11 protein-coding genes are annotated in these 13,260 nt (G+C 71.7%); 5 read left to right on the top strand and 6 right to left on the bottom strand.

Annotated elements, in window-relative coordinates:
- The first annotated feature begins 34 nt into the window (after positions 1–34).
- The gene (locus C8N24_RS05815; RefSeq protein ID WP_121248896.1) at positions 35–1,468 is read left to right on the top strand and encodes a hypothetical protein; all 1,434 of its coding nucleotides are present in this window, start codon (positions 35–37) and stop codon (positions 1,466–1,468) included.
- Here the strand turns inward: C8N24_RS05815 and C8N24_RS05820 are convergent.
- The 4 genes from C8N24_RS05820 to C8N24_RS33695 all read right to left on the bottom strand — a co-directional run bounded on the left by C8N24_RS05820 (position 1,419) and on the right by C8N24_RS33695 (position 5,875).
- Positions 1,419–2,885: a gamma-glutamyltransferase family protein gene (locus C8N24_RS05820; protein ID WP_121248898.1), complete on the bottom strand. Its 1,467-nt coding sequence runs from the start codon at positions 2,883–2,885 to the stop codon at positions 1,419–1,421. The two genes, C8N24_RS05815 and C8N24_RS05820, sit on opposite strands and share 50 nt — an antisense overlap.
- 62 nt (positions 2,886–2,947) lie before the next feature.
- Positions 2,948–4,252: a cell division protein FtsZ gene (ftsZ, locus tag C8N24_RS05825; protein WP_245971771.1), complete on the bottom strand. Its 1,305-nt coding sequence runs from the start codon at positions 4,250–4,252 to the stop codon at positions 2,948–2,950.
- A 103-nt stretch (positions 4,253–4,355) separates the two neighbouring features.
- The gene (locus C8N24_RS05830) at positions 4,356–5,108 is read right to left on the bottom strand and encodes a ParA family protein (protein ID WP_245971772.1); all 753 of its coding nucleotides are present in this window, start codon (positions 5,106–5,108) and stop codon (positions 4,356–4,358) included.
- 74 nt (positions 5,109–5,182) lie between these two features.
- A complete protein-coding gene (locus C8N24_RS33695; protein ID WP_170178870.1) occupies positions 5,183–5,875 on the bottom strand; it encodes a hypothetical protein in 693 nt (230 codons plus the stop codon).
- An 81-nt stretch (positions 5,876–5,956) separates the two neighbouring features.
- On the opposite strand from C8N24_RS33695, the gene C8N24_RS33700 reads away from it, so the two are divergent.
- From C8N24_RS33700 to C8N24_RS05850, 4 genes are all read left to right on the top strand, one after another.
- Positions 5,957–6,502 (top strand): eCIS core domain-containing protein, encoded by a 546-nt coding sequence (locus C8N24_RS33700; RefSeq protein WP_170178871.1) that lies wholly within the window; start codon positions 5,957–5,959, stop codon positions 6,500–6,502.
- Positions 6,499–8,484: an ATP-binding protein gene (locus C8N24_RS05840; protein WP_121248906.1), complete on the top strand. Its 1,986-nt coding sequence runs from the start codon at positions 6,499–6,501 to the stop codon at positions 8,482–8,484. Before C8N24_RS33700 ends, C8N24_RS05840 begins: the two co-directional genes overlap by 4 nt.
- Before the next feature lie 118 nt (positions 8,485–8,602).
- Positions 8,603–10,009: an NfeD family protein gene (locus C8N24_RS05845; RefSeq protein WP_121248908.1), complete on the top strand. Its 1,407-nt coding sequence runs from the start codon at positions 8,603–8,605 to the stop codon at positions 10,007–10,009.
- A gap of 90 nt (positions 10,010–10,099) precedes the next feature.
- Positions 10,100–12,040, top strand: a complete 1,941-nt coding sequence (locus C8N24_RS05850) for a phospholipase D-like domain-containing protein (protein ID WP_121248910.1) — start codon at positions 10,100–10,102, stop codon at positions 12,038–12,040.
- Here C8N24_RS05850 and C8N24_RS05855 read toward each other — a convergent pair.
- A complete protein-coding gene (locus C8N24_RS05855; RefSeq protein ID WP_121248912.1) occupies positions 12,037–12,927 on the bottom strand; it encodes an SGNH hydrolase domain-containing protein in 891 nt (296 codons plus the stop codon). The genes C8N24_RS05850 and C8N24_RS05855 overlap by 4 nt on opposite strands.
- Entirely contained in the window at positions 12,924–13,259 is a 336-nt protein-coding gene (locus C8N24_RS05860; RefSeq protein WP_147447653.1) for a hypothetical protein, read from the bottom strand. Before C8N24_RS05860 ends, C8N24_RS05855 begins: the two co-directional genes overlap by 4 nt.
- Position 13,260 lies beyond the last annotated feature (1 nt).

Genomic DNA, 13,260 nt, shown 5'->3' on the forward strand with positions numbered 1-13,260 from the left:
GCCGTCGTGTCGATCGTGTTGACTGTCGCCGCAGATGGTCCGGTTCCTTGCCGTCGTGGCGCTGCTGCTCGCGCTGGCGCCCGCCGCGCGGGCGGCCTCGGTGCCGGTCACACCACCGCCGCCCGAGCACCGGGCGGACCCCTCGCTGACCACGTACGTGCAACGCTCCGGGCCGTTCAAGATCGGACCGTACGCGACGCTCAAGACGTCGGCGAAGGTGCAGCCGCCCGAGGTGCCGGGGGCGATCGTCGGAATGGACGCGCGGCTCGTCGACCAGGCCGGGACCGTCATCCCGCAGCACGTGACGATGCTGCACCACCTGGTGTTCACGAACGGCGGGCCGGACGGCGGCCGACGCGACCCGGTGTGCCCGCGCAAGACCACGCGCGAGCGCTTCTTCGGCACGAGCGAGGAGCTGCGCCCACTGACGCTGCCGCCGGGCTACGGCTATCCGAGCAACCCGGCGGACCGGTGGAACGCGCCGATCATGGTCATGCACCACCGCGGCGGCGTCCAGGAGTTCTTCCTCGAGTACCGCGTGACGATCGACCCACGCCCGGTCACGCCGGTCACGCCGTACTGGCTCAGCGTCATCCCGTGCTCGCCCGACCCCCAGTGGTCCGTGCGCGGCCGCGGGAGCAAGGAGCACTGGCGCTCACGCGAGTACGTGCTACCCGCGGCCGGGCGGATCGTCGCCGCCGGCGGGCACCTGCACGGCGGCGCGCACGAGCTCATCCTCAGCCAGCCCGCCTGTGGGCACCGCACGCTCGTCACCAACCGGCCGTTCTACGGCCCGGCCGACGACAAGCTCTACGCGGTCAAGCCGCTGCTGCACGAGCCCGACCCGAAGGCGATCAGCTGGTGGCAGTCACCGACGGGCTACGCCTTCCGCGAGGGCGAGCGGCTCAAGGTCACCGCCGCCTACGACAACACGCGCCCACACATGCGGGTGATGGGCATCAGCCACATCTACGTCGCGCCGCCGCTCGCGGGCGCGCCGGAGGTGCGCTGCTCGGCGGCACCGCCGGACGCGACCGAGCTCGGCGCCGGGTTCGAGCGCGCCCGGACCGCACCGCCGAAGGTGCGCCTCACGCTCGCGCGGGTCGGCAAGGACGGCCGCGCGCGTCCGACCACGACCGCCGACGGCCGCGCCCGTGAGGTCGCCGGGGACGCGGCGACGGTGACCGTGCGCGACTTCGCGTTCAGCTCGACGAACCTCGTCGTCGGCCGCGGCGCGACGGTCCGCTGGCGCTTCCCGGACGGCGAGCAGCACGACGTCACACTCGCCGACGGCCCCGTCGGCTTCGCCTCACCGTGGCTGCGCGACGGCGGCCGCTACGGCAAGCGCTTCACCGAGCCGGGCCGTTACCTGCTGATGTGCTCGCTGCACTCCGCCTACATGTCGCAGGTCGTGACGGTCAGACGGCAACGACCGCGCCGCCCCGACGCGGATCCCCGCCCCCGCTGAACGAGCCCGTGCCGTGGTGGCGCTCCGCCGCCTGGCAGCCGCCGAAGAACAGGTTGCGCTCGCGGAACCACGCGAGCGACCGGCCGGCGGCTTCCAGCGAGGCGCCGTCGATGCCCGGCTCGGCGTAGACGAGGCCGTCCTCGAAGTGCAGCCGGGGAGCGTCGACCGCGGGCTGCGCGTCCATCCCGTGGTCGATCGCGTTGACGATCACCTGCAGGATCGCGCTCCGGATCCGGTTGGAGCCGGCGCTGCCCACGACCAGCTCGGGCCGCCCGTCCTCGAGCACGATCGTCGGCGCCATCATCGACGGCAGCCGGCGGCCCGGCGGGTGCGTGAACCAGCCCGCGGGCGACAGGTCCTGCTCGCCCATCATGTTGTTGACGTGGATGCCGGTGCCGGGGACGACGAGCCCGGAGCCCTCGCCGTTGGTGGTCGTGACGCTACACGCCCAGCCGTCGGCGTCGAGCGCGGACACGTGCGTCGTCGAGCCGAGCCGTGAGCTCATGAAGGTGTCCGCGAAGCCCGGCTCGTGCAGGTGGTCGAGGAAGGCGTCGGTGCGCTCGGCCTGGGCCGTCTCCATCGCCGCGACCAGCGCGGCGGAGTCCGGCTTGTTCGCCCCGCGCTCGAGCAGAGCGAGCGCGTAGGCGATCAGCAGCCCGCCCGCGCTCGGCGGCGGGTTCGTGAGCACCTCGCGGCCGTGGTAGCGGACGCGGACGGGCTCGCGCGGCAGCGTCGCGTAGGCGGCGAGGTCCGCGCGCGCGAGCGTGCCGCCGCGCTCGAGCACCCAGTCCGACACGGCGGCGCCCACCTCGCCCGTGTAGAACGGCGCGGCCCCCTCGCTCGCGAGCCGCTCGATCGCGTCCGCGAGATCGAGGTCGCGGACCACGTCGCCCTCGCGTGGCGCTGCGCCGTCGAGCTGGTAGCGGGCGCGGGACTCCGGCGTGGCGAACGCGATCGGCGCGAGCAGCTGCCACAGCAGCGCCTGCGACGCGTTCGTCACGATCCCCTCGCGCGCGGCCTTGATCGCGGGCGCGGCGAGATCCCGCAGCGGCACGCTGCCGAACCGCGCGGACGCCTCCGCGATCCCCGCCGGGACGCCGTACACGCCGCACGAGGACGCGCCGATGTGGAACAGCTGGACCGCGTCGCCGAAGTCGAGCACCACCGCGTCCAGCGGCGAGCGGTCGCCGTGCGAGGGCGACGCGACCATGAAGTCCAGCAGCACCGGCTCACGGCCAGGTGGCGCGACGAGCATGTAGCCGCCGGCGCCGAGCCCCGTCAGGAGCGGCTCGGCCATCAACGACATCATCAGCGCGGCCAGCGCCGCGTCGACCGCGTTGCCGCCGGCGCGGAGGATGTCCGCGCCGGCTTGGGCGGTGAGCGGGTGGCCCGCCGCGACGACTCCGCGGCTAGCCACGCTCGGCCCTCAACGGTGTTGAGGTCGGATGATCGGGGTGGGGCGGTGGGGTTGTCCCGGCTTCAAAATCTCGGGATGAACTCGGGAACGTCGACGTCGGTCGGACGCGACGGACGGGCCGATGCGGTCTCACGCTCACGCGTACGGGTTACCCGCGGCTCGCCGGCCGGCTCACGGAACGAGGCGCGGCTGCCCTCGGACGGGCGCGTCGCGGCCGTCTCGTAGCCCGTGGCCACGACCGTGACCCAGACCTCGTCCTCGTCGAGCTTGTCGTCGACCATCGCGCCGAAGATGATGTTCGCGTCCGGGTGCGCGGTCTCCTGGACGGCGCGAGCCGCCTCGTTGACCTCCCACAGCGACAGGTCCCGGCCGCCCGTGATGGACAGCAGGATCGCCTTGGCGCCCTCGAGCGTGGTCTCCAGCAGCGGCGACGTGGTGGCCTGGGTGGCCGCCTCGAGCGCGCGCTTGTCGCCCGTGCCCATGCCGATGCCGAGCAGCGCGTTGCCGGCGTCCGACATGATCGTCCGGACGTCCGCGAAGTCGAGGTTGATCAGGCCCGGGAGCGTGATCAGGTCGGAGATGCCCTGGACGCCCTGGCGCAGCACGTCGTCGGCGACGCGGAACGCCTCGACCATCGACGTCTGCTTGTCCAGGACGGACAGCAGCTTGTTGTTCGGGACGACGATGAGGGTGTCGACCTCTTCGGCGAGCGCCGTGATGCCCGACTCGGCCGCCTGCAGGCGACGCGAGCCCTCGAAGCCGAACGGCTTGGTCACGATGCCGACCGTCAGCGCACCGAGCTCACGCGCGACGCGGGCGACGACGGGCGCGGCGCCCGTGCCCGTGCCGCCGCCTTCGCCGGCGGTGATGAACACCATGTCCGAGCCCTTGAGCAGGGACTTGATGCGGTCGTAGTCCTCCATCGCGGACGCGCGGCCGCGCTCCGGGTCAGAGCCCGAGCCCAGCCCGCGCGTGATGTCCGCGCCGATCTGGAGCGTCAGGTGCGCCGAGGACGACTGCAGCGACTGGGCGTCCGTGTTGAGCGCGAGGAACTCGACGCCGCTCACGCCCGCCTCGATCATGCGGTTGACGGCGTTCACGCCGCCCCCGCCCACGCCGACGACGCGCAGCTGCGGCGTGCCGACGCGCTCGTCGCGCGCCGAGCCCCACGTGTAGTCGGAGGCCGACGACGGCGGCTCGACCGGGGCCGCCGTGGCGGCGGGCTCCTCGGCCGGCGGGGCCATCATGTCGCCCGGGACGTCGGTGCTGAAGGCGTGCCGGAGGCGCTCCTGCGGCGTCGGCGGCTGCACCGGCGTCGCGCGCTCGGGGACCTGCGGCTGCTGCTCTTCCTGATGCGGTTCTGACACGCGCGGCTCCTCCGCGATCGGTCGCTGCGGTTCCAGCCCTTCGGTCTCAGTCTTGCGGAACAGGTTGGCCAACGGACCTTCCCGCATGCTTGCCCGCTTGCCGCTACCCATTCGAGAGCACCTCCTTCGCCAGCCGGCGATACGCGTCTGCCGCTTGTCCAGTCGGGTCGTACTTGAGGACCGACATCCCCTTCACGGGCGCTTCCGCGAAGCGGACCGTCTTCTTGATGCGCGCCCCGAACACCCGGTTCCCGAAGTTCTCCTCCAGGATCTCGAGCGCTTCCTGCGCGTGCAGCGTCCGCGTGTCCACCATCGTCGGGAGGATGCCCATGATGTCGACGGTGGGGTTGAGGTTCTCGCGGATCATTTCAAGCGTGTGCTGGAGCTGGAGCAGCCCGCGCATCGAGAGATACTCGCACTGCACGGGGACGATGACCTTGTCGGCTGCCGTGAGCGCATTCACCGTCAAGAGTCCCAGAGACGGCGGCGTATCGATGCACACGAAGTCGTAATCGTCGGAAACTGCGCGCAGAGCCTTGTCCAGTGAACGTTCGCGGCCGATCTTCACGGACATCGCGATCTCGGCGCCGGCGAGGTCGATCGAGGCTGCCGCGACGTCCACTTCACAGCGGTACGTCACCTCGCGGATCGGCATGTCGTGCACCAGCACGTCGAACATCGACTTCTCGAGCGTCTCGGGATCGATGCCCTGCGACATCGACAGATTGCCCTGCGGATCCATGTCCACGCACAGCACGCGATGACCCGTCTCGGCAAAGGCCGCGGCGAGGTTCAGGGTGGTCGTCGTCTTCGCGACCCCACCCTTCTGATTGGCAAAGGCGATCACCTTGGCCACGGTCACACGCTCCGTTCGCTGTCGCAGGGGAAGCCCATCGGGCCCCGAGTTCGCCCCGGCGACGCCGATTCCTTCTACTTGGACGGCGGGCGGCAGGCCGGCGGCAGCAGCGGCGCCGACTCGGGCGAGACGACGAGCTTCTCGCCGGGCACGAGCTCGGCCTTGCACCAGGCGTACGTGAACGTGTCGAAGTGGACGACCGCGCGGAACGGGTAGCCGAGCGCGCCGGCCATGTTCTTCGAGCTCTGCTCGATCGGGGTCGTCTGGATGAAGCAGTTGAAGACGCCGATCGGGCCGCTGGTGGGCGTGCCCTGCGCGCGCTCGCACGTGGGCGGCACCGTGACGGGCTTGATCTCCCCCGTCTTGGCGCGGGCCTGCGCGTCCGCGTACATGTCGGCCTGCATCTTGTCCATCAGCTGCGCGTTCGCGGCCTGGACCTCGGCCGCCGGCGCGTCCGCGGCGGGCCGCAGCGCCAGCGCCTCGCCCGTCTGCGCCCGCTGGGACTGGTTGATGCGCGCGACGTTCTCCTGCCGCACGCGCTCCTTGAACGCGGCGTAGTCGGCCGCGTACTGGGTCTTGGAGTCGTCGATGCGGGGGACCATGATCGCCAGCGCGATGCCGACGATGACGGCGCCGATGACGGTGCCGATCGCGAGCTTGCGCCACGGCACGGGCGGGATGCGGACGTCCCGCGGGGGCGTCCAGATGTGCAGCCAGGCACCGACGATCTCGAAGACGCTGGCCTTCTGCTGGTCTGCCTGTTGCATCGCCGGAACGATAATGCGTGCACGGCTGGACGCCCAATCGTCTCTTGCACGCTTAACACGGAGGCCCTTATCCTCGGTCCCGTGAGCACTGATCCGCAGCGCCTCCACGAGCACGAGAAGCCGCGGGCTCCGAAGCCCGAGGAGCAGCGCGAGGATGCGGCCGCGCCGCTGCACAACCTCGTCTCCAACGTCGGCAACCGGGCGTTCGGCGGCGCGATCGCGGCCCGCCAGGGCGCGGGGATCACCGAGGGCGGCCAGGTCCACTCGTCCGTGCAGTCGAAGATCGACTCCACGCGCGGCGCCGGCCAGGGCCTCGACAGCGGCGTCTCCAACAAGCTCTCGCCGCAGCTCGGCGACCTGTCGGATGTCCGGGTCCATACCGGCGACTACGCCAACGACCTCAACCACGCCGTGTCCGCGAAGGCGTTCGCGACCGGCAGCGACGTCTACTTCGGCAAGGACCAGTACAAGCCGGGCACGTCGGACGGCGACAAGCTGATCGCGCACGAGCTCGCCCACGTCGTCCAGCAGCGCGGCGCGCCGACCAGCGGCCCGCTCACCGTCTCGAATCCTGGCGACGCCATGGAGAACGAGGCGGACGCAGTCGCAGACAAAGTCAGTAAGTGACGGAGATCTCCTTCGGCTTCATCGACCGCCGGGTGATGGCGGCGGTCGAGCGGGTGGCCGCGTCGGACCCCGATCCCGGCGATCCGTTCCGCGGCCTGTACATCTCCGACGAGGTCGCGCTGCGGCTCTCGCACGGCGAGGGCTCGGCCGACTCGGACGGCCGGCTGCAGGAGGTCGTCCGCGCGCTCGGGCTGGACCTGCTCGAGGCGGCCGTGCTGGCGGTGTGCTCGGCGACCGAGCTCAACCCGCGCTACGGGCGGCTGTACGCCTACCTGCAGGACGACGTCACGCGCAAGCTGCCGTCACCGCGCCTGGTCGGGCAGCTGCTCGAGGGTGAGGGGCTCACGCCCGCGGACGTGATGGTGGCCTTCGACGCCGGCGGCCGGCTCCGCTCGCTCGGGGCGCTGAAGCTGCTCGGCGACGCGCAGACGCCGCTGGCCGAGCGTCCGATCAAGATCGCCGACCGGCTCGCGGCCGTGCTGCTCGGCGGCCGGATGGACGAGTCGCCGCAGCCGACCCGCCTGCGGCTGATCGACCTGCCCGCGCACGACCCGGGGCGCGCCGAGGCGGTCGAGATGATGGCCGCGCTGCTCGCGCGCCCCTCGCACCTGCCGATCGTGCTCGCCGGCCCGGACGCCGACACGCTGATCGCGACCGCGCTCGGCCGGCCGCTGGTCGCGGTGCACGTGCGCGACCTGGGCGACAAGGACGTGATGGCCGAGGCCGCGCTGATCAGCGCGCTCGAGGACCGGCCGATCGTCTTCGAGGGCCTCGAGGACGTCGAGCCCGCCGACCGCGCGCGGACGCTGCGCGCGATCGAGGCGCGGCCCGAGCGCACCGTCCTCGCCGCCCCCACGCGCACCGCCGCGCTGGCCCTGGGCGAGCGGACCGTGCTGCTGGTCGAGGCCGGCCCGCCGTCGTTCGCCGAGCGCCGCCAGGCGTGGGCGGACCTGACCGGCGTGGCCGACACCGACGACGTCGCCGCCAAGTTCCGGCTCTCGATGACGCAGATCATCGAGGCCGCCGAGGTGGCGCGCCTGTCCGCGGTCGCGCGCGGGCTCGAGACGCCCGAGCGCAGCGACCTCGACGCCGGCGCGCGCCAGGCCTCCTCCTCCAAGCTGGGCGAGCTCGCCGCGCGCCTGCCTCCGGGCTACAAGTGGGAGGACCTCGTCGTCCCGCCGAAGCAGACCGAGCAGCTGCAGTCGATCAGCGCCTACCTGCGCCACCGCGACCGCGTGCTGTCCGACTGGGGCTATGAGCGCACGGTGTCGAGGACGCAGGGCCTGAAGGTGCTGTTCGCGGGCGAGTCGGGCACGGGCAAGACGATGGGCTCGCAGGTGATCGCGGCCGAGCTGGGCCTGGAGATCTTCCGCGTGGACCTGGCCACCACGGTGTCCAAGTACATCGGTGAGACCGAGAAGAACCTGGACCGCATCTTCGGCGCTGCCGAGGGCTCGAACGCGATCCTGTTCTTCGACGAGGCCGACGCCCTGTTCGGCAAGCGCTCGGAGACCAGCGACTCGCACGACCGCTACGCGAACATCGAGGTCGCCTACCTGCTGCAGAAGATGGAGGGCTACCCGGGCGCCGTCATCCTCGCGACGAACTTCCGCCGCAACATCGACGACGCGTTCATCCGCCGCCTGGACTTCGTGATCGACTTCCCGTTCCCGGAGAAGGAGGACCGCAAGCGGATCTGGCAGAAGGTCCTGCCGCCCGAGGCCCCGCTCGCGGACGACATCGACCTCGACTTCCTCGCCGAGAAGTTCAAGCTCTCCGGCGGCGCGATCCGCAACTGCTCGCTCGCCGGCGCCTTCGAGGCCGCCGACGACGACTCGCCGATCGGCATGCGCCACCTCGTCCGGGCCGTCGCCAACGAGTACGGCAAGCAGGGCCGCCTCACGCTCGAGGCCGACTTCGGCTCGTTCCACGAGGTGATCAAGGTCGGCGCGAAGGCCGCCGCCGGCAACGGATTCCGCTAGGCATCGCTGATCCCTCGCTTTACGGCGGCTCGCATGAGTCCCGCCGACCGGCTCGCCACACCCGCGTGTCGTAGTAGCTCCCTGGTTCTCTGGCGGCCGCCCGAAGAGGATTGGCTGAATGGATGGTGAGCAGACCGTAGTCACGGCGGAACGCGCCCCCGCCATCACCCCGCCCACCGCCGTCCCGGCCGGCGGACCGCCCCTCGCGGCGCCGTCCGTCGGCCCGATGGGCGCCGCGAGCGTGCTCGCGCTCCAGCGGACCGCCGGCAACGCCGCGGTCGCGCGAGCGATCGCGACCGACGCGATCCGCCCGGTGGCGCCGCAGCTCCTGCGCGAGCCCGCGCCCGTCGCGGCCAAGGACGCCGACCGCAAGCGTGAGGCCGAGCGCCTGAGGGGCCATACCGAGGGGCTCAACCGGGTGACGAGCGCCGCCACGTCCGCGCACGCCGCGCTGCGTTCAGCGACCACGTCCTCGCTCGCGAGCGTCGACGCGATCGCCTCGACCTTCTCGGACGCGACCGAGCACTTCCGGATGGCGTACGGATCGCATCAGCGGGTGGTGGCGCGGGCCGAGCAGGCGGCCGCCGAGGCGGGCGCGATCCGCGACGCGGTGCTGGGCGTCGCGATCGGCGTCGTCGCCGCGTTCAAGGTCGTCCCGATCATCGAGGCGGTGACCGCGCGCAAGCTGCTGGTGGAGACCGGCGGCGAGCTCGCCGAGCTCGGGATCTCGAAGGGGCTGGACGCGGGCGTCGAGGCGGTCGGCGGCGAGCAGGCGAGCCCGCCGTCGCTGACGCCGGAGGCGATGGAGCTCGAGCAGGCTCGCGAGCTGGTCACGCTGTACCGGGACCTCGCGAAGCTGCAGACCGGCCCGGACGCGGCCTCGATCGCCCTGGCGTGCAAGGACGTGATCATCGAGATCGAGCGCTACGAGGATGGGCGCAGCCGCTTCTCGGCGGAGAAGATCGACCGCTTCGTCGCGGCCCTGGCCGAGAAGGAGAAGCAGGCCGGCGAGGTCAAGGAGAAGTCCGCGGCGTTCCAGAAGGAGGTCGCGGCGAAGCTGCGCGAGGTGCGCGGCAAGGGCAAGGTCTCCGGGCCGCGCGACATGCTCGAGGACATCTGGACGCAATGGCTCGCCGACGGCGGCAATCCGCATCATCCGATCATCGCCAAGGAGCTGATCGAGCTCGGCATCCTGTCGGCGGAGGGCGAGTTCGCGGACCTGCAGTACCGCAAGGGCGACGTGCTGGCCGACGACGCCGCGATGGCCTCGACGGTGCGCGCGATGCGCGGCAAGACCGGCGTCGCTCACACCGACCTGGGTCCCGGCGGCAAGGTGGACGTCGAAGGCCAGCTCTGGCAGGCGGTCGCGAGCGCCGAGATCAGGGCGGGGACGCCCGTCCGCGTGAGCGGCGTGTCCCGCCCGGACGAGCGGCTCGCCGGGCACGGCAACTGGGTGGCGAGCCAGACGACGATCACGTTGACCGTCGTGTCCGACGAGGACGAGCGACCAGCCGACGCCGGCTGACCAAGGCCGCGTCCGCTGACCGCTCAGCGTCCTCCGTCCGCGGACTGACAGACCGAGAACCGGTGGGGACGCGACCCGTAGAGTGGCCGCGTGCCTCAGCGCGAGCGACGGTCGCGCCGTACCGAGGACGCCGTTCCGGCGCCCGCGGAGACCGCGCGCCCACCGGCGCCCTCGGCCGCCGCGCTGCTCGCGCTGCAGGCGGGCGCGGGCAACCAGGCCGTCACGCGTGCGCTGCATCGCTTCTACGAGAAGCCGGGCGCCACGACCTCGGAGTTCCCGAAGACGGCCAAGAACAAGCTCAATCCGGGCTGGGTCCAGAACGAGCGTCCACCGCTCGACCGGATCCTCGTCCAGGAGGAGGAGCGCTGGTACGCGTGGAGCCAGGGCAAGCGCGAGTGGCAGGTGACCGACGCGCCGGAAGGCCCCGCCGCCGAGGTCGGGGGCGCGACCGAAGGCGAGGCGGAGAAGCCGCCGCCCAAGAAGGAGCCGGCGCCACCCCGGCGCTACCCGTTGCCGGAGCACGCGCCGATCCAGGCCCTCGAGGGCAACAGCGGGATGTCGCTGTCGGGCAGCAAGGAGTCGCCCGTCGAGATGCCGGGCGGTGCCCTCCCGGACGCGTTCGTGGAGCAGGTGTTCGGCTACCTGGACACCTCGTCGCTGCTCGCGCTGCGGATCGCGAGCCCGTGGCTGCTCGAGCACGGCTCGGACGCCCTGCGCGAGCGCCTGCACAAGCAGACGGAGCAGCACCCCAAGGGACGCGTCGGCGAGACCCTCAGCTCGATGTCGTCGCTCGGCGCCAAGCCGCTCGTGGAGCAGTACCGGGATGCGGTCAAGGCCCGCCCGACGGAGAAGCTCGTGGTCGCCGCCGACAAGGTCAACGTGCACACGATCAACACCCTGACGCAGGGCTTCAGCGGCGCGGTGACGGTCCACTACAACGAGCGCACCGACAACAGCGGCCGTCGCGACGCGCGCTTCAACCAGGTCCAAGGGCCGTACGACCAGGGCACGCACGGCGGCGTCATCAACTCCAAGATGCACAACAAGCTGGTCGTCGGCCAAGGGGCGACGACCAACCGAGGCGAGGGCGCCGAGAAGGGCGACTTCCTGCTGTCCGGCTCGCCCAACCTGACCGCCAGCGCGATGCAGGCCAACATCGAGTCGGCGGTCCTGATCCGCTATCCGGGCATCGCGCGGCTCTACAAGGAGTACATCGAGCGGGTGAAGACCCGCACGACCGACGACCCGGAGTTCACCAAGGCGCTCGAGGGCTTCAACGCGCGCGACGTGGTCGGCATCCGAGCCGCGCTGGCCCCGTTCGTCGACATCGGCAAGACGCTCAACGCCGAGCTGCAGGGCGCGGACCAGATCACGATGCGGATGTACCTCGTCGGCAGCGGCGAGAAGCACGACACGGTCGGCACCCTGTGCGACCTCGCCGAGGCGGACGCCGAGGTGGAGGTGGTCGTCGACGACAAGGAGGCGGGGCGCACGCCGTACGTCCGCCAGGCCCTCCGGCGTCTGGTGGCGTCCGGCGTCAAGGTCGGCGGCGAGGTCGGCAAGGAGAAGGAGCGCCCCGGGCCGGGCGAGGACCCGCGCGGGATCATGCACGACAAGATGATCCTCGCCCACTATCCGGAGACGGAGACGTCGGAGGAGCGCTGGACGGTGATGATCGGCTCCTCCGGGCTCACCCGCAACGTCGACCAGAACTGGAACTACGAGAACCTGCTGATCATCGACGACCGGGCGCTGTTCGACTCGATGATGCAGCACCACCAAGACGCCGAGGGGCATCGTCAGGAGGGCATCGCGCCCCTCGACCGCGCCTCGCCGCTCGGGCGCGCTTGCTCGTTGCTCGAGCGCCACATCTACGACGACGAAGGCAACTGGTACTGGGCGTGGTTCAGCGACGTCCTCGCCGACGCGCGCAGGGAGCGGATCCCGTCCTCGGCGATCGACGACGCGATCGCGGAGCTCGGCATGACCGTCGACCGGCGCGGCCGTCCCCGGATCGGATTCGGGGCTTAGCCCGCGCGGTCGACCGCGCGGGTGATGTACGGCCCGAGCGACGCGGAGAAGTCCTGCGTCAGGTGGTCCTGGTCCTTGTGGACCAGCACGCCGCCCACGACCGGGAAGCAGGCCTTGGACGAGCAGAAGAACGGCGTCAGGTCGATCACCCGCGCGCGTGGTGCACGGGCGGCGGCGAGCACGGTCGGGTCGGTGACGAGGGCGCGCGGGCGCGGCACCGCGCAGCGGGCGCCGGCGTCGGCCTTGCGGCGGATCGCGCCGCGGATGCAGTCCGGGGTGGCGACCAGGGCGGTCGGCGTGTCGCGCAGGACGAAGATCCGCTGGACGGACGCGGGGATCCAGGCGAGCGCCTCGGTGTCGCCCTGCACGCGGTAGGCGCGGCCCTTCTCGGCCATCTCCAGCCGCGCGTTGTTGGAGATGAAGACCGTCGAGACGGACGGGTGGCTGCCCAGGAAGTGCAGGACGCTCTGGTTGTAGGCCACGCACTCGTCCGCGCCCGCCTGGGACGGGGCCGGCGTGGCGAACGAGAACGGGCAGTGCGGGCGGGCGAACTCGAGCACGCGCCAGCGCTTGGCCTTGGCCACCGCCTCCAGCCCGGCGCGCCAGTGCGCGGCGTGCGAGTCGCCGAGCAGGGCGACGGTCGCGACGGGGTCCTTGGCGCCGTAGGCGCACGCCTCGGCCGGCCCGGCGACCGCGGTGCGCGTGCAGGCGACGTTGGGCGTCAGCACCGCCTCGTCGGGCGTCGGCGAGACCGACTTCGTCGTGGCCGCGCAGCGCTGCTCGGCATCCCGGGCGGCTGCCCCGGCGCACTTCGACGGCGCCGCGCCGGCGGGCGCGGCCAGCACCATCAGCGTGATCGCGACTGCGGTCGCGAGCGCGCCTCTCACGTGTTCTGCTGGTACGTCAGCTCGACCTTGCGGCTGCCGTACTTGCAGGTCACGCGGCCGTTGATCTCGGTCGAGATCGTGGTGCGCTTCTCGGTGCAGGAGAACTTGCGGACCTTGGACGTGCAGCGGCCCTTGATCGAGCTCTTGGTCCGGCACTTGTGGAACGCGACCGCAACCTTGCTCGCTTCACCGCAGCTGACCTTCGTGGCCTTGAGCGAGGTGAAGTAGCCCGAGCCCGGGTACTTGGGCGGCGTGCAGGTGGCGGCCTGAGCCGAGGCGGGCAGAGCCACGAGGAAGGCGAGTGCAGCGATGAGTCCGGCGAGTCGAGTCATG

This window comes from Solirubrobacter pauli (assembly GCF_003633755.1).
GTDB classification, from domain to species: domain Bacteria; phylum Actinomycetota; class Thermoleophilia; order Solirubrobacterales; family Solirubrobacteraceae; genus Solirubrobacter; species Solirubrobacter pauli.